22 protein-coding genes are annotated in these 22612 nt (G+C 32.4%); 15 read left to right on the top strand and 7 right to left on the bottom strand.

Annotated elements, in window-relative coordinates; all coding sequences use genetic code 11:
* Position 1 precedes the first annotated feature (1 nt).
* Both AMO19_RS06515 and AMO19_RS06520 read left to right on the top strand, forming a co-directional pair.
* Positions 2-874, top strand: a complete 873-nt coding sequence (locus tag AMO19_RS06515) for a metal ABC transporter permease (RefSeq protein WP_075507784.1) — start codon at positions 2-4, stop codon at positions 872-874.
* A complete protein-coding gene (locus AMO19_RS06520) occupies positions 871-2043 on the top strand; it encodes a DUF4336 domain-containing protein (RefSeq protein ID WP_075507785.1) in 1173 nt (390 codons plus the stop codon). Before AMO19_RS06515 ends, AMO19_RS06520 begins: the two co-directional genes overlap by 4 nt.
* Before the next feature lie 3 nt (positions 2044-2046).
* On the opposite strand, the gene AMO19_RS06525 is transcribed toward AMO19_RS06520, so the two are convergent.
* Positions 2047-2382: a DUF760 domain-containing protein gene (locus tag AMO19_RS06525; RefSeq protein ID WP_012007422.1), complete on the bottom strand. Its 336-nt coding sequence runs from the start codon at positions 2380-2382 to the stop codon at positions 2047-2049.
* 45 nt (positions 2383-2427) lie between these two features.
* Positions 2428-3012: a signal peptidase I gene (lepB, locus tag AMO19_RS06530; protein ID WP_075507786.1), complete on the bottom strand. Its 585-nt coding sequence runs from the start codon at positions 3010-3012 to the stop codon at positions 2428-2430.
* A 50-nt stretch (positions 3013-3062) separates the two neighbouring features.
* Between lepB and menD the strand changes: the two genes are divergently transcribed.
* From menD to AMO19_RS06550, 4 genes are read left to right on the top strand one after another with little or no spacing between them, the layout of a single operon-like run.
* Positions 3063-4826, top strand: a complete 1764-nt coding sequence (gene menD / locus AMO19_RS06535) for a 2-succinyl-5-enolpyruvyl-6-hydroxy-3-cyclohexene-1-carboxylic-acid synthase (protein ID WP_075507787.1) — start codon at positions 3063-3065, stop codon at positions 4824-4826.
* A gap of 35 nt (positions 4827-4861) precedes the next feature.
* Positions 4862-5719, top strand: a complete 858-nt coding sequence (menB, locus tag AMO19_RS06540) for a 1,4-dihydroxy-2-naphthoyl-CoA synthase (protein WP_075507788.1) — start codon at positions 4862-4864, stop codon at positions 5717-5719.
* 36 nt (positions 5720-5755) lie between these two features.
* Entirely contained in the window at positions 5756-7213 is a 1458-nt protein-coding gene (glgA, locus tag AMO19_RS06545; RefSeq protein ID WP_075507789.1) for a glycogen synthase GlgA, read from the top strand.
* A 7-nt stretch (positions 7214-7220) separates the two neighbouring features.
* Positions 7221-8594: a UDP-N-acetylmuramoyl-tripeptide--D-alanyl-D-alanine ligase gene (locus AMO19_RS06550; RefSeq protein WP_075507790.1), complete on the top strand. Its 1374-nt coding sequence runs from the start codon at positions 7221-7223 to the stop codon at positions 8592-8594.
* On the opposite strand, the gene glmU is transcribed toward AMO19_RS06550, so the two are convergent.
* Genes glmU through aroA form a run of 3 tightly spaced genes read right to left on the bottom strand, consistent with a single transcriptional unit; the run spans position 8583 to position 12205 of the window.
* Positions 8583-9944, bottom strand: coding sequence for a bifunctional UDP-N-acetylglucosamine diphosphorylase/glucosamine-1-phosphate N-acetyltransferase GlmU (glmU, locus tag AMO19_RS06555; RefSeq protein ID WP_075507791.1), 1362 nt, complete (start codon positions 9942-9944; stop codon positions 8583-8585). The genes AMO19_RS06550 and glmU overlap by 12 nt on opposite strands.
* Positions 9945-9969: 25 nt before the next feature.
* The gene (locus AMO19_RS06560; RefSeq protein ID WP_075507792.1) at positions 9970-10875 is read right to left on the bottom strand and encodes an MnmC family methyltransferase; all 906 of its coding nucleotides are present in this window, start codon (positions 10873-10875) and stop codon (positions 9970-9972) included.
* Between the two features lie 13 nt (positions 10876-10888).
* Positions 10889-12205: a 3-phosphoshikimate 1-carboxyvinyltransferase gene (gene aroA, locus AMO19_RS06565; RefSeq protein WP_179850543.1), complete on the bottom strand. Its 1317-nt coding sequence runs from the start codon at positions 12203-12205 to the stop codon at positions 10889-10891.
* Positions 12206-12333: 128 nt separating this feature from the next.
* Here aroA and AMO19_RS06570 point away from each other — a divergent pair, with 128 nt between their 5' ends.
* The 6 genes from AMO19_RS06570 to acs all read left to right on the top strand — a co-directional run bounded on the left by AMO19_RS06570 (position 12334) and on the right by acs (position 18873).
* Positions 12334-13062 (top strand): 2-phosphosulfolactate phosphatase family protein, encoded by a 729-nt coding sequence (locus AMO19_RS06570; RefSeq protein WP_075508051.1) that lies wholly within the window; start codon positions 12334-12336, stop codon positions 13060-13062.
* 30 nt (positions 13063-13092) lie between these two features.
* A complete protein-coding gene (locus AMO19_RS06575) occupies positions 13093-13920 on the top strand; it encodes a carbon-nitrogen hydrolase family protein (RefSeq protein WP_075507793.1) in 828 nt (275 codons plus the stop codon).
* On the top strand, positions 13920-15005 hold the full coding sequence (locus AMO19_RS06580; protein ID WP_075507794.1) for an N-acetylmuramoyl-L-alanine amidase: 1086 nt from the start codon (positions 13920-13922) through the stop codon (positions 15003-15005). Before AMO19_RS06575 ends, AMO19_RS06580 begins: the two co-directional genes overlap by 1 nt.
* The gene (gene murI, locus AMO19_RS06585) at positions 15002-15796 is read left to right on the top strand and encodes a glutamate racemase (RefSeq protein WP_075507795.1); all 795 of its coding nucleotides are present in this window, start codon (positions 15002-15004) and stop codon (positions 15794-15796) included. Before AMO19_RS06580 ends, murI begins: the two co-directional genes overlap by 4 nt.
* A gap of 27 nt (positions 15797-15823) precedes the next feature.
* Positions 15824-16795, top strand: coding sequence for a solanesyl diphosphate synthase (sds, locus tag AMO19_RS06590; protein ID WP_075507796.1), 972 nt, complete (start codon positions 15824-15826; stop codon positions 16793-16795).
* Between the two features lie 95 nt (positions 16796-16890).
* Positions 16891-18873 carry an acetate--CoA ligase gene (gene acs / locus AMO19_RS06595; protein ID WP_075507797.1) on the top strand — a complete coding sequence of 661 codons (1983 nt, stop codon included), beginning with the start codon at positions 16891-16893 and terminating at the stop codon, positions 18871-18873.
* On the opposite strand, the gene AMO19_RS06600 is transcribed toward acs, so the two are convergent.
* Entirely contained in the window at positions 18874-19593 is a 720-nt protein-coding gene (locus tag AMO19_RS06600) for a DUF1350 family protein (protein WP_075507798.1), read from the bottom strand. It abuts the gene before it with no gap.
* Between the two features lie 116 nt (positions 19594-19709).
* On the opposite strand from AMO19_RS06600, the gene AMO19_RS06605 reads away from it, so the two are divergent.
* Positions 19710-20489: a 3'-5' exonuclease gene (locus AMO19_RS06605; RefSeq protein WP_075507799.1), complete on the top strand. Its 780-nt coding sequence runs from the start codon at positions 19710-19712 to the stop codon at positions 20487-20489.
* Positions 20490-20519: 30 nt separating this feature from the next.
* Here the strand turns inward: AMO19_RS06605 and AMO19_RS06610 are convergent, their stop codons facing one another.
* Complete coding sequence (locus AMO19_RS06610; RefSeq protein WP_075507800.1) at positions 20520-20942, bottom strand: hypothetical protein; 423 nt, start codon at positions 20940-20942, stop codon at positions 20520-20522.
* A 98-nt stretch (positions 20943-21040) separates the two neighbouring features.
* Here AMO19_RS06610 and hisS point away from each other — a divergent pair, with 98 nt between their 5' ends.
* Entirely contained in the window at positions 21041-22321 is a 1281-nt protein-coding gene (gene hisS, locus AMO19_RS06615) for a histidine--tRNA ligase (RefSeq protein ID WP_075507801.1), read from the top strand.
* A 140-nt stretch (positions 22322-22461) separates the two neighbouring features.
* On the top strand, positions 22462-22611 hold the full coding sequence (locus AMO19_RS08795; RefSeq protein ID WP_257008973.1) for a hypothetical protein: 150 nt from the start codon (positions 22462-22464) through the stop codon (positions 22609-22611).
* Position 22612 lies beyond the last annotated feature (1 nt).

Raw genomic sequence — 22612 nt, forward strand, 5'->3', positions numbered from 1 at the left:
TATGGAGCTCTGTTCTTTTTTAACTTTAGATAAATTCATTACAGATCCTTTAACTCATGACTTTATGAGAAAAGCACTTCTTATGAGTTCATTAGTTGCCGCTGTTTGTGGTTTACTATCAAGTTATTTGACTCTTAAAGGATGGGCTTTAATGGGAGATGCAGTTTCACATTCAGTAATGCCTGGTGTTGTGGTTGCTTATGCACTAGGTCTTCCTTTCTCATTAGGGGCATTTATTTTCGGAGTTGGTTCTGTAGCCTTAATAGGGTTTATTAAGCAGAAATCTAGAGTTAAGGAAGATACTGTTATTGGGTTAGTATTTACTGGATTTTTCGCTCTTGGAATCGTATTGGTTTCTAAGATTAAAAGTAATATTGATCTGCACTCTATTCTTTTTGGTAGTCCATTAGGAATATCACTTTCAGATGTAAAACAAACCATATTTATTTCTTTATTGGTAGTTATCCTTTTATCAATTTTTAGAAAAGATTTAATGCTTTATTGTTTTGATCCAAGGCATGCAAAAACAGTTGGGATTAACGTTTTTTTTCTTCATTATTTACTCCTCACATGTTTATCTTTGGCAGCTGTTGTGGGCTTGCAGTCTGTTGGAATTATTTTAGTAGTTGCAATGTTGATTACACCAGGGGCTACAGCATATTTACTTACGGATAAGTTTGATAATATGACAGTGATTTCAGTATTAAGTGCAATTATCTCAAGCTTAATAGGTATCTATGTTAGTTTTTGGTTTGATCTTGAAACAGGTGGATCAATTGTCTTAGCACAAACTTTTATATTTTTATTTGCCTTTTTATTCGCTCCAAGATACGGAATATTTAAGTTAAAGAAATTGTTTGCTGGGCATAAATGATAGTGGTGGAAGATTCTTTAAATAAAAAATGGAATTGGTGGCCATTATTCCCCTTATATCCTTATGGAAAAAAGAAAACAATTTTTAGGGAATTAATTCCTGATCAAATATGGTCCTTGGAACAAATACAGGGACTTTATTATGTTGCGGTTCCAATAAGAATGACGGTAATGAAAGTTGATGATGGATTGATGCTAATAAATCCACTGCCTCCGACAAAAGAACTAATAAATGAGTTAGAAAAACTAATTGCGACTCACGGCAACGTAAAAACAATAATTCTACCGAGTGCCTCTGGACTAGAACATAAAATCGGACTGCCAGCTCTTTCAAGAATTTTTAAAGATGCAGAAATTTGGCTTTGTCCTGGACAATGGAGTTTCCCCATAAATCTCCCACTAGATTTTTTAGGAATTCCATCAAAAAGATCAAAAATACTGTTTGAGGATGGTAATCCGCATTCAAACTCCTTTAAATGGTCTTCATTAGGTCCACTGAATTTAGGTCTTGGAAGATATCAGGAGATAAGCTTTTACCATTATCCTACAAAAACTCTTCATGTAACAGATGCAATAGTTGGAATAGACTCAACACCACCTGAGATATTTAATTTTGATCCAACACCACTTCTTTTTCATGCTAGAGAGAGAGGCGATGAACCTTTGATTGACTCCATCGAACAAAGAAAAAAAGGATGGAAAAGGTTAGTCTTATTTTCTTCTTTTTTGAAACCAGGTAAATTAAACATTCCACCTTTAAAAAAAATATTTAAGTATTCATTCAAAAAAGATCTTAGAAATTGGAGATCTCATTTCGGTATTTATCCCTTTTTATGGGATGAAGATTGGGAATCCTCTCTTATTGAAATAATGGGTAAAGATACTCCTAAGATTCAAATTGCACCAGTTTTACAAAAATTAATTTTTCCGCGTTCAAAAGAAGTTTTACTTAAATGGTTAGAAAATATCAAGTCTTTTGAAGATATGGAATATTTGATTCCAGCTCATTTTACGGCCCCGATAAAATTTACAATAGAAGATTGTCAAAAATTAATTGATGAAATTAACTCCCAACAGTGGGACAAACTTCCTGAGGATAATAAATTTTTAATGGGTTTATATAAAAAGTTATTTGAACTAGGAATAATTCCTGAAGAAGTAAATCTCTAAAAACTATTCTTCAATAGACATGTTTTCATCATTTTTAAGAGTTTGTTCCAGCTCTTTTCTTTGCTCCATTTGTCTTAAGAAATATCCTGTCATCATTGCAGAAGATAATAAATTAGCAATGTTGTCTTTTGAAGATGTTATTTTTACATCAAATTGATCTGAAGGAAGCATTCCAAGAAGACCTTGAACATTATGTCTAATAATTTCTTGAATATCTTCACTAGCTGATTTTGCTACTCTTTGCAAAACTTCTGGAGATTGTTTTTGTAAATATTGGATTAAATCATTTTCATCGTTTGGATCATTATTTTCAGTAGCAAGAAATTCTGGATTAAACATTTCTACAACTTCAAGATATACAAACACTACAACATCACGTACCCATTAATCTAAATTATTAAGGGCAGGGAACCGAATAGGTCCAATTTTATTGAACGGCCAATATCTAAAAATAGCTTTACCAATAACCTTTTCATAGGGTAAAAATCCCCAAATATGTGAGTCCATACTGTTATTTCTATTATCTCCCATCACCCATAATGATTCTTCTGGGACAATAAAAGGCCCCATTGAATAATTAATATTTTTGTCAAAAACGTAATTGTTTTGAGCGATATCATTTAAGTAAAGGTTACCATCTCTTACTTCTACCTTGTCTCCAGGTATTCCAATTACTCTTTTTATTAGTGCAGTATCTGCTTCATAACCAGCATTAATTAATTGTTCCGGAACGTTAAAAACAACTATTTTATTTTTTAATTTTGAAAGATTTGATTTAGATGTGATTTTGGGGGTTAGTTTCTCAACAAGAATTTTATCTTGTATTTGAAGAGTTGGAAGCATTGAACCAGATGGGATCCATCTTGGCTCTATAACCTGCCATCGTATAATTAAAGCTATAGATATCCAGATTAAAAGATTTTTTAAATCCTTTATTATTGAATTTCTTTTTTCTTGAGTTGTAGACATGATTTATTTAATTCAGTTATAAGGAAAATCCCAAAGCATTTATATAAATTATGACATCATCTATTGAATGCAAAAATTTTCTTAGAAGTTTACAACTTTTGAATCTTCTTATAAAAATAGGAGTTCAAAATTTAATAATATGTCCTGGAAGTAGATCCGCACCTTTAGCAATAGCTGCTGGAGAATTAAATAAATTAGGACTGGTAAATATTTTTAATTCAATAGATGAGAGATCTGCGGGATTCCACTCTCTTGGGATTTCTGCTGCATCAGGTAATCTTTCTTTAGTTATAACGACTTCTGGGACTGCTGTAAGTAACTTATTGCCAGCAGCAGTTGAGGCAGACAGATCTTGTAAAAGTATTATATTTCTTACTGCAGATAGACCCTTAAGATTAAAAGATTGTGGCGCTAATCAAACAGTAAATCAAGAAGATTTTTTGAGTTCAGTCTGCAGAAGAGTTTTAAGTACAAATCTAAATGGACTTCATGAAACACAAGAAAATGAAATCTTGAATTTAGTTCGAACTATTGAGAAACAAATATTCACCTTCCCTGGCCCTATTCATTTAAATATTCCTATAGATAAGCCTTTAGGTATTTCATTTTTAAATAAAAAAAATGTTTTAGAGGTTTTTGAGAGAATTTATTTAAAGAAAAAATATATATTTCAGGAAGTTGAAATAAAGTCTGATAAAAACAAATTCCTTGAAATTTCAGAAAATTTAAATTTAGATGAATCCGGCATTATTTTGGTAGGTCCCTATCAAGGTTCCATAAACGATTTAACTTCTTTCAATAAGTCTTTAGAACGATTACAAGAGATTACTGGTTGGCCAGTATTTGCTGATCCTGTTTCAGGTGTTTATTCTAGTTTGAGAGGACTAGTCGTGAATTGGGAATTAGTCTTAAGAAAAAATAAAAACTCAATAAATTGTGATCAACTTTTGAGGCTTGGCCCTATGTCATCCTCAATTGATTTGGAGAAGTTCTTGACAAACTTCAAAGGGATACAAATTCTAATAAAAGAAAAAAACTATAGAAAATTGGACCCTATAAAAAAATCATTGGAATATGATTTTGGGCTATCAAATTTCACTACTCAATTGTTAGAAGAATTATCAATCAACGAAAAGAACAAAAAGTCTCTTACTCCGATGGCTTTAAATCTAATAGAGGAAGGCGAGCAGATTAAAGAAATTTTAAAAGAGAAAATTAATCAAGATAATCAAATTACTGAGTATATGCTTGCAAATCTTGTTCCAAAACTTTGGCCAACTGAAAATCCTATAATGCTCTCCGCGAGTAGTCCGATTAGAGATTGGCTCACATTTTCAGAGAATGGTACTTTAACAAGAAATTGTTTCAGCTTTAGGGGCGCTTCTGGCATAGACGGTACTTTATCTCTTGCATTAGGTATTTCTAGAATTAAAAATCCTCTACTTCTTGTGACTGGAGATTTGGCTTTTATTCATGATATAAACGGTTGGCTGATTGAAAATTCAATCGACATGAATTTAACAATTCTTCTAATAAATAATAATGGCGGAAATATATTTAATCGTATTTATAAGAAAAATTTAAAAGAAGATGAATTAAAAAAACTATTTCTTATGCCAAAAGAAATAAACTGGCCAAAACTCGCAGAGGGTTATCAAGTAATCTTTAAAAGTGTGGCAAATTTTAAAAAATTACGAGAGGCATTAGATTGGAGCATTTCTAGCCAGAAATCTGTAATAATTAAAGTTGATGTTGATCCAGAAAATGAAATTTGTGAAAAAAATGCCTTGCTAGAAAAAATAATTGGCAGTTAAATTTATCATTTTCTATCTATGAATAATTAGGTTTCATGAAAGTATTACCTGGAAAAACAACTTTAAATTGGTCAGAATGCAAATCTTATGAGGATATATTGTTTCACAAATCAGATGAGGGAATCGCGAGAATTGCAATTAATCGGCCTGAAAAAAGAAATGCATTTAGGCCACAAACTGTAGATGAACTCATTGACGCATTTGATATCGTAAGAAATGATGAAACTATTGGCGTAGTTCTCTTTACAGGTGCGGGACCTGACAAGAAAGGCATTTATTCTTTTTGCTCTGGAGGTGATCAGAGTGTAAGGGGTAAAAATGGATATAAAAATGATGAAGGGAAGCAGAGATTAAATGTACTTGAACTTCAAAGATTAATAAGAAGTTTGCCTAAAGTGGTAATTGCTTTAGTTCCTGGTTTCGCAATTGGAGGAGGGCAGGTACTTCATCTAATTTGTGATCTCAGTATCGCCTCTGAAAATGCAATATTTGGTCAAACAGGTCCAAGAGTTGGTAGTTTTGATGCGGGTTTTGGATCTAGTTATTTAGCAAGACTTGTTGGTCAAAGAAAAGCAAAAGAAATTTGGTTTTTGTGTAGAAAATATAATTCCAAGGAAGCTCTGAAGATGGGCTTGATAAATGCAATTACAAAGATTGAAGAATTAGAAGCTGAGGGTGTAATCTGGGCAAGAGAGATTTTACGAAATAGTCCAACTGCTATTCGTATTCTTAAAGCTTCATTCAATGCAGAGAATGATGGGATTGCAGGTATTCAAGAATTATCTGGATACACAACTCAATTATTCTATTCGACTGAAGAAGCTCAAGAAGGTAGAGATGCCTTTCTTGAAAAGCGTCCACCAGACTTTTCTGACTATAAGTGGACACCCTAGTTTATTTTTCAAAAGAACTTTTTTAAATAATTATCAATGAGAATTCTTCTTGCCGCTGCTGAATGTGCTCCAATGATCAAAGTTGGAGGTATGGGAGATGTGGTTGGTTCGTTGCCTCCATCTTTGATAAAACTTGGTCACGATGTAAGGGTAATAATTCCAGGGTATGGAAAATTGTGGAGTCTTTTAGAGGTGTCGAATGAACCAGTCTTTAGAGCAAATACAATGGGCACTGATTTTGCCGTATATGAAGCAAAACATCCTATTCATAATTATGTGATTTACCTTGTGGGTCATCCAACATTTGACTCTGACCAAATATATGGAGGCGAAAATGAGGACTGGCGCTTTACATTTTTTGCTAGTGCCACTGCAGAATTTTCCTGGAATTGTTGGAAGCCTCAAGTTCTCCATTGCCATGATTGGCATACTGGAATGATTCCTGTCTGGATGCATCAGGATCCCGAAATTAGTACTGTCTTCACAATTCATAATTTAAAATACCAAGGCCCTTGGAGGTGGAAACTTGAAAAAATGACTTGGTGTCCTTGGTATATGCATGGAGACCACACGATGGCTGCGGCAATGTTGTATGCAGATAGGGTCAATGCTGTTTCTCCGACTTATGCAGATGAGATTAAAACCCATGAATACGGTGAGAGTCTAGAAGGATTACTTAATTACATTTCAGGTAAATTAAGGGGAATTCTTAATGGCATAGATCTTGATGAATGGAATCCAGCCAAAGATCCAGTTTTACCTGCACAATTCAGTATTAAGAATTTAGAAAATAGGCTAGAAAATAAAAAAATTCTGCAGAGAGAAATGGGTCTTGAAGTTAATCCTAAAAAATATCTTTTAGGTATGGTCAGTAGGTTAGTTGATCAGAAAGGGGTTGACTTACTTTTACAAGTTTCAAGAAGACTATTAGCCTATACAGATTCTCAAATTGCTGTTTTAGGGACTGGAGATAGATATTTAGAGTCTGGGTTATGGCAACTGGCATTAGATTACCCTGGAAGATTCTCAGTATTTCTTACCTATGATGATTCTTTATCAAGGCTTATCTACGGTGGCTCTGATGCATTTTTAATGCCAAGTAGATTTGAACCTTGTGGGATTAGTCAACTCCTTGCTATGAGATATGGCTCTATCCCTATAGTGAGGCGAGTTGGAGGTTTAGTTGATACAGTTTTACCTCATGACCCAGAAAATAATAGTGGTACGGGATTTTGCTTTGATCGCTTTGAACCTATAGATTTTTATACTTCTTTAGTAAGATCCTGGGAAGCCTTTAGGCATAAAGATAGTTGGGAATTACTGCAAAAAAGAGCCATGAGCCAAGAGTTTAGTTGGCAAAGATCAGCTCTTGAATACGAAGTTATGTATAAGGATGTTTGCGGAATAAAAGAACCATCGCCAGATGTTGCTGAAGTTGAAAAATTTTCTTACGGACAATCAGCTGATCCATCTTTAAAAAAAAGTATGACTTAATTTTTTAATGGAATTCTCTTTATCAGAATTAAATGATGTTTTGGGAGATATTAGAAATCTTAGAGAGGGGGAAAGAGATTTTTTGAATTTTAAAAATATAAGTATTGATAGTAGAACTCTATTAAAAAATGATCTTTTTATAGCTATCAAGGGTAAAAATTTTGACGGACATAGTTTTCTTCCAGAGGTTTTAAATAAAGGAGTTAAATCTGTTGTAATTAAAAAAGGGATGCAGAGATTACTGCCTAGTAATTTTCCTTATTGGGTTGTAAATGATACAACAGAGGCTTTTCAAAAATTAGCATTGCTAAAAAGAAAAAAATTAAATATCCCTATTGTTGCAATAACTGGCTCAGTGGGTAAAACCACAACAAAAGAAATGATTGGTGGAGTTTTAAATAAACTTGGAAGAATTAAATTATCTCATGCAAATTTCAATAATGAGATTGGTGTTGGTCTTACTATTCTTGCTACAGATATAGAAGATAAAGTTTTAGTTCTTGAGATGGGGATGAGAGGTCTTGGACAGATCGAGAATTTATCTAAATATAGTGAACCCGATATTGCAATTATTACTAACATTGGGACAGCTCATATTGGATTGTTGGGCTCAAAAAAAAATATTACTCATGCAAAGTGTGAAATTAGCAAGTTCTTAAATCCAAAGGGAGTTGTAATAATTCCAGCAGATGATCCATTCCTAGAAAAAACTTTAAAAGGATTTTGGAAAGGTAGAGTGATAAAAGTAAAACTATTAAATATAGAAAATCAAAAGGATAGTTTTAAGAAAGATGATAATTTGCGAGGATTTTATAATCCTTCGAGTAAAACAATTTTAATTGAAGAAAATACCTTTGAAATTTCATTTGAGGGATTTCACAATGCTTCGAATTTCTTATTTGCTTATGCAGTTGCTAAAGAGCTAGGCATTGATTTTGCAAGTTTTAATAAATTTGATTTTGTAAGTTTAGGTGGAAGAAATAAAATTCTTAAATCAGTAAAAACAACAATATATGATGAATCATATAATGCTTCGCCGGAGTCAGTAAAAGCATGTATTAAAAACCTACTTGAAAAACCGAGAAATAAATTTTTCATATTTGGAAGTATGCAAGAATTGGGAAAAGAATCTGAAAAGTATCACAAAGAAATATTCAACTTAATAAATAATTCCGATATAGAAAAGTGTTTATTTATTTGCGATAAAGAAAATGAAAAAATTTACTCCAATTATCTAAAAGACAAGAATAAATTCTTAGTTTTAAATAATATTAAAGAAGTACCTCAAGAGATAAACAAATCTACAAAAAAAGGTGATTCTATTCTTATAAAAGGGAGCAGATGTTGGCAACTTGAAAAAATTATTGAATTAATTAACTAAATCAGGATTTCTTTTTTTCCAATTCTCTATATTTACTTGCTTAGTTCTTGAGATCGCTAATGAATTATCTTTAGAGTCTTTTGTGATCACTGAACCAGCACCTGTTGTTACTGATTCTCCTAGATTTATTGGTGCTACAAAAACTGTGTTTGCTCCAATACTGGAATTTTTGCCAATTTTTGTTTGATGTTTTTTCTGTCCATCAAAATTTGCAGTAATAGTGCCTGCTCCAATATTTGTAGAGCTTCCAATAATAGAATCACCAATATAACTAAGATGGTTTACTTTAGATTCTTCCTCTAGTTGACTATTTTTGATCTCAACAAAATTACCTATTTTGCTATGGGAAGATATTTTGGAATTAGGTCTTATATGACTATAAGGTCCAATTTTTATATTATCCATTATCTGAGAATCATAAACAGTAGAGTTTAAAACTTCACAATTTAATCCCACATTAGAATTCTCAATAAAAGTATTTGGACCGATAATGCAATGACTATTTATTTTCGTATTTCCTCTAATGTGAGTATTAGCGTCTATGATTACATCCTTACCAATTTCAGCTTCTTCACTAATTGAACAACTTGCTTTATTTATAAAAGTTACACCATTAAGCATATGTTTTTCTTTAATTGAATTCTGAATACATTCCTCGCACTCTGACAGTTGAATTCTGTTATTGATTCCTTGAAGCTCACCATTATCCTCTACCTCGAGACTTGAGGAATTTTTTAGCAGAGATATTGTATCTGTTAAGTAAATCTCATTTTGATTATTATTACTTTGTAAGTTATTAATAATTTCTGATAAGTTACCCCAGTTAAAACAGTAAACACCTGCATTGATTAATGGATTTTCTCTTTCTAAATCATTGCAATCTTTTTCTTCAACAATTCTCTCTATAAAACTCCCCTTCAAAAAAACTCTGCCATATCCATGTGGATTTGTTTTCTTTGTAGTAATTAAAGAAACATCAGCATTTTTTGAATCGTGTAAACATAGAAGTCTTTTAAGAGTACTAGGCCTAATGAGTGGCACATCGCCGTTTAGTACCAAAAGTTTTCCTTCATGTTTTTTTACTTCTTTACAAAGTACCTGGATAGCATGACCGGTTCCTGATTGAGGTTCTTGAACAACAACATGGATTCTTTTATCGTTTGGGATTGACTTTTGCACTTCTTTTGATTTGTGTCCAGTAATTACGAAAATCTTATCGGGCTTTAATTCGACACATGAGTCAATTACTCTTTGTAGAAGACTTTTGCCAGAAATTTTATGTAAAACTTTTGGCAATGAGCTTTCCATCCTAGTGCCCTTACCTGCCGCTAATATCGCAACACTTAACATGTTTATTTGAAATCCTAATTCAAATCTAACTCTTAAAGGATAACTTCGTCATTCCCCACTTCTCTCTCCATTTATTTGTTGATAATAGATTTGAGAATAATTGCTCATCTAGTCTTCTCCTGATTATATCGTCTTTACTTGAGTTCAAATCTAGATCTCTATATGGAATACTAGCTTTAGTTAAGAGATGTTCTTCTTCCATTAAAGATAACTTTTCAAAATTGAAATTAGGTTTCAATTTATCCTTATCAAATTTTGATATTGCGACAGTTCCCTGACTCCAAAAAGGTCTGTTTTTAAAACTTGGCTTAATAGTAAAAATTTCTAATCCAAAATTTCTTAGAGTTTTTCTTACTGCCGCTGATGAAGAATAAGTTATTAAATAACCATAAGGATTGAGATTTTCTGTTACTTTGGATAAAAATTCAATCGTCCATACTTGTGGGCATTTTTGAGGAGAAAAACCATCTAAATAAATCAGATCGAATTTAATAGAGGAAGGAATAATGTTGATTTTTTTTCTAGCATCACCCCACAAAATATTGCATTTAAAAAATTGATCCTCAAAGTAATCTTTTCGATAAAGTGATTCAAATATTTTTTTGACTTTTGGATCCCATAATTTAAGGAAAGATTCATTTCTAAGCGAATATTCAAGAGGCTTTTTATCAAGCTCCAATGCATACAAATTTAAATATGATTTTTGTTTAATTAATTCATCTAATAAAGAAGCGGAATTGTATCCTAAACCAAAACATATATCCAAAACACTTAGAGATTTGCCCTTAAATCTTTGCAAATTAGAAGTAGCTGTAAACTTTGACTTTGTTTCCTCCAATGCACCCAATAAACTATGGAAGTTCTCTTGAAAAAACACACTTCTTAAAGAGTATGTACCATCTTTAGTTAAAATTTCTATTAATTCAGACAAAAACTTTTTTAGGCTAATTAGTTAGTTGGGCCAGCTCTTCCCAAAAAGTGGGATACGAGACGCTAGCAGCATCAGATCTCATGATTTTTGAGGTACCTTTAGCAAGAAGTGAAGCGATAGCAAGACTCATTGCTACTCGATGATCTGTCTCACTATCTACCTCCGCAGAATGAAATTTTGATTGCCCATTAATAATTAACCCATCCTCTTTTTCTGTTATTTCAGCACCGAATTTTTGTAACTGTCTTGCCATGACTTTTAATCGATCTGTCTCTTTAACTCTTAATTCTTGTGCATCCTTAATTTCAGAAACCCCATTACAAAAACAGGCAGCCACAGTAAGGATAGGAATTTCATCTATAAGTTTAGGGAGAATATCTCCTTCAATAGTGAATGATCTTAAATTATTTGAAGTCTTTACTTTAATAGATCCAATAGGTTCACCTGCAATAGTCGATTTATCTAAAATCTCATAATCACACCCCATTGAATCCATTACATTTAAAATCCCGGTTCTAGTGGGATTTAGTCCTACATTCTGAATTAAAATCTCTGAATTTGGAACAATAGATGCCGCAATCATCCAAAAAGAAGCCGAGCTTATGTCTCCAGGAATCAATATTCTCTGGCCAATTAAGTTACCCCCTGACTTGATAACGACATTCCTTCCTAATTCTCCTCTTATACTGATGTCTGCTCCAAATGCTTTTAACATTCTTTCAGTATGATCTCTTGAAGAAGCTGGTTCAATAACAGAAGTGGTTCCAGAAGCTTTGAGGCCTGCCAATAAGATTGCAGATTTTACTTGAGCACTCGCTACAGGGGTTCCAATTACACACCCTTTTAATTTATTACCATCAATTGAGATTGGAGCTTTGTTACCCCTTTCCCTTCCATAAATTTTGCCACCCATCAAAGATAATGGTTTGCCCACTCTCCCCATTGGCCTTTCATTAAGAGAAATGTCACCATTTAAGATGAAATTCTTGCCTTCTTGACCGGCAAGTAACCCCATTAATAATCTCATGGTGGTTCCCGAATTCCCGCAATTTAGAATTTCTTTGGGCTCTTTAAATCCATTTAGACCCAATCCTGAAATCCTAAAAGGCTCATTTTTTTTTATTTCAGGTATTTTTACACCTAACTTTCTTAGGCAATCAGCAGTTGAAAGTGGATCTTCAGAATGTAAGAACCCCTCAATAGTCGTCTCACCCTTAGCAATACTTCCAATTATTAGAGCTCTATGAGAAATAGATTTATCTCCAGGTACTTTTACTTTTCCTTTTAAATTTACTCCACCTTTTATTGTGCGGATATTATTCATTTTCAAATTAATTACTTGATAAAATTTCTGTAAAAACAAATTATTTTTATATTATCAATAAGTTTGTTTTTTAAAAAAAAATAATCAAATTAAGTAACTGTTTTCTATAATAAAAACAGAAAAGGGATTTGATTATTAATCTTACTTATTATCACGTTGCAAAGGATGTTCCTGAAAATAATCCAGACGTCGCAGTGGTCATTGATGTTTTAAGAGCTACAACCACAATTTCTTGGGCTTTAAAAAATGGAGCTGATTCAATACAAGTTTTTGCAGATTTAGATTTATTAAAAGAATCTGCAATTAAGTGGCAAGCTGAAAAAAGACTAATGCTTGGAGAGAGAGGCGGAAAGAAGATTGAGGGCTTTAATTTGGGAAATTCTCCTTTATCAGTTACAAAAAAAGTTGTTAATGGTAAAAGACTATTTATGAGTACGACTAATGGGACTAAATCATTGCAAAAAGTTCAAAATGCTAAGCATTTATTTGCTATGGGTCTCCCAAACAGAAAAGCAGTTGCCGAAAAAATAATTTCATTAAAAAGTGAAAATGTTTTAATACTTGGTAGTGGTTGGGAAGGTTCTTATTCACTTGAGGATTCTTTAGCGGCTGGTGCTTTGGCTTCTTACCTAAAACAGAACTGTGATTTCGAAATTAATATTATGAATGACGAATTACAATCTGCTTTGGCACTTTGGGATTTCTGGAAAAATGATATTTTGAAATGTTTAAAAACAGCAACCCATGGCAAAAGATTGACAAGTCTTGGAGATTATGAGGATGATTTTAAATGTTGCTCTGAACTTGATTGCTTAGATATTGTTCCGGCTCAAGTTGAAAGAGGTGTGATTCGTGCATCATGATTTACGAATTGGTTCATTAGGAGTAAAGTCTTGACTGATTTTTTGGTAGCTGCATTGCAAATTACGAGTACTTCAAATGTTGAAGAAAATTTTACTGAAGCAGAAGAACAGATTGAATTAGCTGCTAGAAGAGGTGCTGAGTTAATAGGATTGCCTGAGAATTTTGCTTTTTTAGGAGGAGATGATGAAAAACTTAGATTAGCTTCTGAATTGTCAGAGAAGTGTACAAATTTTCTAAAAACTATGTCACAAAGATATCAAGTATTTCTTTTGGGAGGAGGGTATCCTGTCCCTGCTGGTGATGATAGTCATACTTTTAATAGGTCAGCCTTATTTGGGAAAGATGGACAGATTTTGGCAAAATACGACAAGATTCATTTGTTTGATGTTGATTTGCCAGATGGAAATCTATACAAGGAATCATCCACTATCTTATCTGGAGAAGAGTATCCACCTGTTGTAGATGTCCCAGGTTTATGCAAAATAGGATTATCGATTTGTTACGACGTTAGGTTTCCTGAACTCTATAGATATTTGTCTTCCAATGGTGCTGAGCTAATTATGATTCCCGCAGCTTTTACAGCATTCACTGGAAAAGATCATTGGCAAATCCTATTACAAGCAAGAGCAATTGAGAATACAGCATATGTAGTCGCTCCAGCTCAAACTGGCATTCATTATGGAAGAAGGCAAAGTCATGGCCATGCAATGGTAATCGACCCTTGGGGTACAGTTTTATCTGATGCGGGAAAAACTCAGGGAGCTGCAATAGCTCCAGCTGATAAAGAAAGAGTGAAGAAAATTAGGGAGCAGATGCCAAGCCTTAAACATAGAAAAAACAAATTGTTTTCAAAGTAATGATAAAGTTTTTAGCTAATAAACTTTTTCGTTATTTATCCGTTTTTTTATTTTTAAATTCTTCAATCCTTCCAGTTAAATCTTCAAGTGCCCTTGCCGCATGGGCTATTAATACTAATGGGGTTTTAGAATTAAGAACTAAATCAAATACAAATTTAAAAGCATACTTTCAGAAGGCTAACCAAATATCGGGAGATAGATTCTGGGTAGATTTCCCAGGAGAATTAAAAACTCCCAGAACAATAAAAGGTAATGGCCCAATAAAAGAAATTAGATTAGGTAAACCAGACAAGGGTAAAACAAGACTAGTAATTGAATTTAAGGAAGAGACTTATTTGAACCCTTTGACTTGGCAAATGGTTGGCTTAGATCAAAATAGATGGAGAATTAAACTATTTAACTCAAAATATTCATTTAAAAAAATTGGTGAAGGTTTAGTTGAAAAGAAAAGAGGAAATTTCAAAGCAAATCAAAATGTAATTCATAAGAAGAAAAATAATTATGGTTACTTGAAACTACCAGAGGTAAAACTAAACAAGTTTGAGGTTGTAATCGATCCAGGGCATGGAGGACCTGATCCAGGAGCGATAGGTATAGGTGGTATTAGAGAAACAGATGTTGTCCTAGAGGTTTCAAAAATAGTTAAAAATTTACTTTCTGAAAAAGGTGTCAAAGTAAGGTTGACTAGAACAAATGAAGTTGATTTGGATTTGCCTCCAAGAGTTTCCATTGCTAATAATACGGATGCAGATATTTTTGTAAGTATTCATGCAAATGCCTCAAGAGGTAAAAGAAGAGACATAAATGGATTGGAAACCTTTTATTACAGAGGGTGGAGAGGAAGATTACTCGCGAAAAAAATTCAAAAACAAATTTTAAGAGTTTCCCCTGGAAGTCCTGATCGAGGGGTTAAACAAGGTCGTTTTTATGTAATTAAAAATACTAGGATGCCCGCAGTTCTTGTAGAAATTGGATTTTTAACGGGAAGGTTAGATGCAAGAAGATTAGAGAAAATAACCCACCGAAAAAGATTAGCCTATGCAATTGCAAAAGGCATCCTCGAATATTTAGATAAAGTAGGGTGAAACTTAAAATAGGTATTTTTGATAGCGGAATAGGTGGTTTTACTATCCTTAATTCTTTACTAAAAACTCGTAAAGATGTAGAAGTTTTTTATTTGGCGGATACAAAAAGGATACCTTTTGGGAACAAAAATCCTAAAGAGATTAGATTAATTGCAAAGGAGATTTGTACTTTTTTTGTTGATAAGAATTTAGATGCACTTTTAGTTGCTTGTAACACTACAAATGCGTGTGCGCTTGATATTCTAGAAGATAAGCTAAAGGTCCCTTGTTTTGATCTTATAAACTCAGTATCGGAAATTGTTGATAAACAAATAATTGGTGTCCTGGCAACGCAAACAACTGTTCGATCATCGTATTACGAGAAAGCTATAAATGCTAAAAAAGAGAATAAAATAATATTTCAGCAAGAATGTCCAGAATTTGTATCAGAAATTGAAAAAGAAAAATTAAATCTTGATAAGTTAAATATCCTATCAGACTTATACTTAAGACCACTTATAAACAAAAATATTGAAGAATTAATACTTGGATGTACTCACTATCCTTTAATTTATGACTTTTTAAGAAAAAAATTAGATTCAAATATAAAAATTATTGATCCATCAGTAGCATTAATAAAAAAATTTAATGAAACTTTTAATATTCCAGAAACTGACCGCTATGAGAGTATTTCTTTCGACAATGTAAAATTTTTTGTTACTTCAGAAAGAGATGAGTTTTCCAATAAAGTAAAATTTTGGCTTGGAATTAATAAAGAAATTAGGTTGGTTAACCTCCGAAGTAATGTTTGATTCCTTAAGATATAAAAGAGGTCAATCATGAATACAGTAACAGAGCTACTACAACCAGTTGAAAATGATCTTGATGATCTTATTTTGGAACTGAAAAATCTAATAGGAGCTGGTCACCCAATTCTTCAAGCCGCAGCAGAACACCTTTTTAGTGCTGGGGGGAAAAGGTTGAGACCTGGAATAGTTTTGTTGATTTCAAAAGCCATATCTCCTGAATTTTGCTTGACAACCAAACATAAAAGGCTTGCTGAAATAACTGAGATGATTCATACAGCCTCATTAGTCCATGATGATGTGGTTGATGAGGCGTCTACAAGAAGAGGAGTTGATACAGTTCATAGTAGATTTAATACCAGAGTAGCTGTTTTGGCGGGAGACTTTTTATTCGCTCAAGCAAGTTGGCACTTAGCAAATCTAGACAATGTAAATGTAGTTAAATTACTTAGTAGAGTAATAATGGATCTTGCAGAGGGTGAGATTAAACAAAATTTAAATAGATTTGATTCAGCTCAATCTTTTTCCAAATACATCAATAAAAGTTATTGTAAAACAGCATCACTAATAGCCAATAGTTGCAAAGCAGCTGGAGTTTTGAGTCGGATTAATGACGAAAACTTAACCTCTTTGTACGATTTTGGCAAAAATATTGGTTTGGCTTTCCAAGTTGTAGATGACATTCTTGACTTTACTGGAAATGATAAACAACTTGGAAAACCTGCTGTAAGTGATCTTGCCAGTGGTTATCTTACCGCCCCTGTTTTATATGCCTTAGAAGAAAATAAACAATTGTCAGTTCTAATAAACAGAGAACTTGCTGAAAAAGATGATTTAGATGATGCACTTAACATCATCATGAACTCTAAAGCTATTGAAAGTTCAAGGAAACTAGCTGAGGATTTTGCAATGCTTTCTAAAGAAGCTATAGTCTGGCTTCCTGATTCAGAATATAAAAGAGCTTTAATGGCTCTTCCAGAATTTGTCCTAAGCCGTATTTTTTAGATTTACTAGAAATAAATTTTTTGAGCTAAATTAATATTAAAATTTCTGAAAACCCTAATTTTTTCGACTAAATTTATTAAGCATAGATTTATTTAATGTCATTAGATAAAAAAAATTCAATCAATAACATACTTGAAGAAAAGAGAATTTTCCCACCATCAAAAAAATTTGCAGAAAACTCAAATATTAGTTCTCAAGAAGAATTACTAAGTCTAAGAAAACAAGCATCAGATAATCCTATTCAATTTTGGGAATCTTTTGCAAAATCAGAATTAGATTGGTTTGAGCCATTTCAAACTGTATTAGATAACGAAAATGCGCCCTTTTTTGAATGGTTCAAAGAAGGGAAACTCAATATTACATACAACTGCTTAGATAGACACATTAAGAGAGGGCTTGGAGGAAAAACTGCACTTATATGGGAAGGCGAACCTGGAGATAGCAAAAAATATACTTACGAAGAACTTCTTAAAGAGGTATGTAAAGCAGCTAATGCATTAAAAGCAATAGGTGTAAAAAAAGGAGATTTGGTATGTATTTACATGCCCATGATTCCAGAAGCGATGTTTGCGATGTTAGCTTGTGCAAGAATTGGCGCGCCTCATTCAGTTGTCTTTGGAGGATTTTCTTCAGAAGCGTTAAAAGATAGGTTAATTGATGGAAACGCCAGATTTGTTGTTACTGCTGATGGTGGCTTTAGAAAAGATAAGGTAATTGAACTTAAGAAAGCAGTTGATGCGGCCATTGAAAGTGGGGCAGATAAAGTTGTTGAAAAAGTAGTAGTTGTTCAACGAACCAAAAAAAATATTTCGATGGTTGATGATAGAGATTTATGGTGGCACGAATTATTAAAAGATCAAAAAGATCAGTGCGAACCAGAAGTAATGAATAGCGAGGATAGACTTTTTATTCTCTATACATCAGGCTCTACTGGAAAGCCCAAAGGTGTAGTGCATACAACAGGTGGTTACAATCTTTGGTCCCATTTAACATTTAAATGGATTTTTGATTTGAAAGATGACGACATTTACTGGTGTACTGCTGATGTCGGTTGGATTACAGGACATAGTTATATAGTTTATGGGCCTTTATCTAATGGTGCTACAACCTTGATGTATGAGGGAGTGCCAAGACCCTCAAATTTAGGGGCTTTTTGGGAAATTGTTCAAAAATATAAGGTTTCTATTTTTTATACTGCACCAACTGCAATAAGAGCATTTATGAAGTCAGGACGTGGAATCCCTGATAAATATAATCTTGAGAGTCTTAGACTCTTGGGAACAGTTGGAGAACCAATTAATCCTGAAGCATGGATGTGGTACAAAGATGTTATTGGTAATAACAAATGCCCTATTGTTGATACTTGGTGGCAAACTGAGACTGGTGGTGTGATGATAAGTCCCTTGCCTGGAGTCGTTGCTACAAAACCAGGTTCAGCTACTTTCCCTCTGCCAGGAATTGAAATTGAAATCGTCGATAAGAATGGAAATAAGGTTAAAGAGAATGAGGGTGGCTATTTAATTATTAAGAAACCATGGCCAGGAATGATGAGAACAATTCACGGAAACTCAGAGAGATATTTGGAGAGTTATTGGGAATATATTTCCTTTAAAGGTGAAGAAAATGTTTATTTTGCTGGAGATGGAGCACGTATTGATGAAGATGGATATATATGGATTATGGGAAGAGTTGATGATGTCATAAGTGTTTCAGGACATCGGTTAGGAACAATGGAAATAGAATCTGCTTTGGTAAGTCATCAATCAGTTGCAGAGTCTGCAGTCGTTGGCAAAAAAGATGATTTAAAAGGTGAAGTTATAGTTGCTTTTGTATCTCTCGAGAAAGATGTGAAAGGTTCTTCAGAATTAGAAGAGAATCTAAAGAAACATGTTGTTAATGAAATTGGAATTATCGCAAAACCTGAAAAAATTATAATTTCTGATTCTCTTCCGAAAACACGTAGTGGAAAAATTATGAGGAGAATTTTGAGATCTTTGGCTGCTGGAGAAAAAATTAGTGGGGATATAAGCACTCTCGAAGATAGTTCTGTTTTGGAAAAATTGAAAGAATTATCCTAATTAAGATTCATCAATTAAATTAGAAATTTTTTTTATAGTATTTCTTTTGAATTCATCATCGGCCCAGTCTCCTAAAAAATTCTCTCTTAGTCCTGCGCTTGCAATTATGGTATGTGTACCTTTTAGCATTATCCCCTTAGAATTATCTTCTTTTCTTGCTTTTAGACAAGAAAATAATTTATCTGTTTGATCTAATTCGTCTGAGTTGAATTTTATTAGGAAGTTATTTTTTTGACTATATGTTTTTTCAATTAATCGCAAAGTTCTTTCGGGACTTGGGCTAAATTCACTGTTGAATTCTAATTTTTGAGAAATTTGTCTCAATAATGGAATTGATTTGTTAGCACTAAAATTATTAAAACTAATAGATATGAATTTTTCGCAATTTCTTCCGCCATCAGGAGAAATTAAATGAAGTTTACAACCTAGGCTATGACCAATTCTTATTGAAGGAATTGATGCCCCTATTCTCTTGGATAAAGATATTCGGCAATTCTTAAAATCTTTCCATGCTTTGATAGCAAGTTGTTGGTGATCAAATTGTGGTGTGTATTGATATGCATGTACTGCATAATTTTTATTAATTAAACTCTCTATGAATCTTCTATAAGTTAAATCTGGCTTAGAAGCTAAATAACTTCCACCAATAAATTCAATAATTTTTTTTGGATTTGAAGGCCAATAACAGAAATTGTTAAATTGAAATTTTGTAAAAGTCATCTTTCATAAACTAAAAATGTTTCAAAAAATATTTTCTAGCCTTTTTTTAAATTTATATTAATTTAAAAGAAATATTTTTTAAATGCGTCAAGATAAATGAAAGTATATTGAGTTAATTGGAACTATTTAACAAAAAAGAATTAAATCAATTGGATTTTCTTCATAAACAAATAAACACAAATCCCTCTGAAGAGAGAGTAAAGAATAAAAATAAAAAAATTGAAAAAATTTTAATTCTTGATACTGAAACAACAGGTTTAGACGAAAATAAAGATGAAGTGATAGAAATAGGTTGTATTTTATTTGATGTATCTTTTAAATGTGTACTCTCACAAGTTTCTTTTTTATTTCCAACTAATAATAATGAAGCCGAATATGTAAATGGTATATCTGCAGAAGTAACTAATATCTCTCAACCATGGGAAGATGGATTGAATTTCTTTCTAAAACTTGTTGATTCTTCAGATTTCATCGTTGCTCATAATGCGGAGTTTGATAAGAAATGGTTTGGGAAAGGAAGATTGCCTAAGCTTAATAAGAAATGGATATGTAGTTTAGAGGATATTAATTGGTCTTTTCAAAAATCACTAAAAACAAGACCTTCAGTAACTGATCTAGCCTTATCTTTTTCAATACCAGTTTGGAATTTACATAGAGCTTTATCTGATTGCATTTATATATCTGAGGTCTTTAAAAAATGCGACAACTTAGAGGAACTTTTACTTAAAGCTACTGAACCGAGGTTTTTATACAAGGCTTTGGTTAGTTATGAAGATAGGTCTTTAGCTAAAAATGCTGGGTTTAGATGGAATAGTCCTGTGCAAGGAGCTTGGTCAAGAAAATTAACTACTGATGAGGCAAAAAATCTTGATTTTAGAGTTGAGATTTTGAATTAATATTTTTTTAATTTTTTACTTAGAAAATATTTAGTGCATCTTACAAGGCATCCATTTATTACCCATTTTATGTGCTCCAGTACATCCGTATTTTGAAGCAGCTTTTTCAGCCTCTTGTTTAGTGTTAAATAGATCTGACATCATATTTTCCTTATTTGAATTTGAAATTTGTTTGGAATGATTATGATGATTTTTATGAGAATTAGGTGAATACTCCCATATCCCCATAGTAGTAACACCTGCAGAGATAATTCCCATCCCGACTACTGATAAATTGACTATTCCCATTGCAACTGCACCAAAAGAAAATACACCCATTGGGACTACCCCTATACTTATTACTCCCATTGGCACTATTCCTATTGAAACTATACCAAGAGGTGCTATTCCAAAAGCAATTTTTTTGGGTTTTGTACCGCAATGTTGATTCTCTTTACTTTTTTTAATTCCCAATAGTTTTTCTAAATGTTAAATTAAAATTGTCTCACAAAATAACCAATCAAAGATTAATTTCTAGATGAATTAAAAATTTTGAATTATTTTTTAGAACTTTGAATAACTTAAAAAACCTAAGAGGAACAGTAGACCTATTTCCTGATCAATTAATAAAGTGGCAAAACGTTGAAAAAATTTTATTAGAACAGCTTTCAAGGGCATCCATCAAAGAAATAAGAACACCAATATTGGAAATGACCGAATTATTTATAAGAGGGATTGGTGAAGGGACAGATGTTGTCAGTAAGGAAATGTATTCATTTCTTGATAGGGGGGAGAGATCCTGCACTCTAAGACCTGAAGGAACAGCCTCAGTCGCACGAGCGTTAATACAAAATGGAATATCGTCTAATCCGCTTCAAAAACTTTGGTACATGGGTCCTATGTTTCGATACGAAAGACCTCAAGCAGGCAGGCAAAGACAGTTTCATCAATTAGGTGTTGAGTTTATAGGATATGATTCAGTTAGAAGTGATGTTGAAATTATTGCGTTAGCTTGGGATATCTTAGGTAAATTAGGAATAAAAGAACTCAATCTTGAAATAAATACATTAGGTGATAAAAATGACAGGTCAAATTTTCAAAAATCTTTTTTAAAATGGTTAGAAACAAATAAAAATTCTCTAGATTTAGATTCTCAGAACAGAATTAATAAAAATCCCTTAAGGATTTTGGACTCAAAGAATATTCAAACTAAAAAAGTTCTTGAAAATGCACCAAGATTATTTAATTTTTTATCTGAAAAAAGTTATAACAGATATTTAGACTTAAAAAGACAATTAGAGGTTTTAAAAATACCTTATGTAGAAAATTTTAATCTTGTAAGAGGTTTAGATTACTACACTCATACAGCTTTTGAAATTACTAGTGGAGCTCTGGGCTCCCAAGCCACAGTTTGCGGAGGAGGGAGATACGACGATTTAATAAAACAAATGGGAGGGCCAAACACTCCTGCAATTGGTTTCGCTATTGGTTTAGAAAGATTAATTTTACTCGCAGGAAAAGAGCTTGAAATTCCAAGAAATACTGATATTTACATCATTAATCAAGGCTTAATTGCTGAATCATTAGCAATGGATTTATCTAGAAAATTAAGAAATTACGATTTGTTAGTTGAGTTAGATTTAAGCGGAGCCTCATTCTCTAAGCAATTTAAAAAGGCAAATAAACTTAAATCTAAAAGTATTATTGTGATTGGTGATGATGAGGCAGTTAATGGGGAATTTATTATAAGGCTCTTTGATCAATCAGGTAATGGTAATGAAGAGGAGGTTATATCTTTTGAAAATGATATTAAATTAGAAAATTGGATAAACAATAACTTACATGTAAAGTGATGTTCTTGAAGATAGTGATAATTTTTCTTTTAATATTTATTTTTTTTAATTTAAGGAATTTTCTTAAATTAATTAGAAAACAAAAAGTTTTTAATTCTAAAAAAATAACAACTTTCAATAAAAAGAATCTTAATAATTGGATGAATTTAACTAAAAAAGAAAGATATAACTTAACAAAACAAGATTCTCTTAACTACATGGATAAAAGAAAACTTTTATTAGACGAAATTAGAAATGAATATAAGAAAATATCTAGAAAAAATTCTGAGGAGAACATTAAGAAAAAATAAT

It is taken from the genome of Prochlorococcus marinus, assembly GCF_001180245.1.
GTDB classification, from domain to species: Bacteria; Cyanobacteriota; Cyanobacteriia; order PCC-6307; family Cyanobiaceae; genus Prochlorococcus_A; species Prochlorococcus_A marinus_F.

Bases quoted from the DNA above. Each gene is read 5' to 3' on its own strand.
- lepB (WP_075507786.1), bottom strand. From the start codon at position 3,012: ATGTCTACAACTCAAGAAAAAAGAAATTCAATAATAAAGGATTTAAAA.
- acs (WP_075507797.1), top strand. From the start codon at position 16,891: ATGTCATTAGATAAAAAAAATTCAATCAATAACATACTTGAAGAAAAG.
- AMO19_RS06525 (WP_012007422.1), bottom strand. From the start codon at position 2,382: ATGTTTAATCCAGAATTTCTTGCTACTGAAAATAATGATCCAAACGAT.
- AMO19_RS06600 (WP_075507798.1), bottom strand. From the start codon at position 19,593: ATGACTTTTACAAAATTTCAATTTAACAATTTCTGTTATTGGCCTTCA.
- menB (WP_075507788.1), top strand. From the start codon at position 4,862: ATGAAAGTATTACCTGGAAAAACAACTTTAAATTGGTCAGAATGCAAA.
- AMO19_RS06520 (WP_075507785.1), top strand. From the start codon at position 871: ATGATAGTGGTGGAAGATTCTTTAAATAAAAAATGGAATTGGTGGCCA.
- AMO19_RS06550 (WP_075507790.1), top strand. From the start codon at position 7,221: ATGGAATTCTCTTTATCAGAATTAAATGATGTTTTGGGAGATATTAGA.
- AMO19_RS06580 (WP_075507794.1), top strand. From the start codon at position 13,920: ATGATAAAGTTTTTAGCTAATAAACTTTTTCGTTATTTATCCGTTTTT.
- sds (WP_075507796.1), top strand. From the start codon at position 15,824: ATGAATACAGTAACAGAGCTACTACAACCAGTTGAAAATGATCTTGAT.
- glgA (WP_075507789.1), top strand. From the start codon at position 5,756: ATGAGAATTCTTCTTGCCGCTGCTGAATGTGCTCCAATGATCAAAGTT.
- glmU (WP_075507791.1), bottom strand. From the start codon at position 9,944: ATGTTAAGTGTTGCGATATTAGCGGCAGGTAAGGGCACTAGGATGGAA.
- AMO19_RS06515 (WP_075507784.1), top strand. From the start codon at position 2: ATGGAGCTCTGTTCTTTTTTAACTTTAGATAAATTCATTACAGATCCT.
- AMO19_RS08795 (WP_257008973.1), top strand. From the start codon at position 22,462: ATGAATTTAACTAAAAAAGAAAGATATAACTTAACAAAACAAGATTCT.
- menD (WP_075507787.1), top strand. From the start codon at position 3,063: ATGACATCATCTATTGAATGCAAAAATTTTCTTAGAAGTTTACAACTT.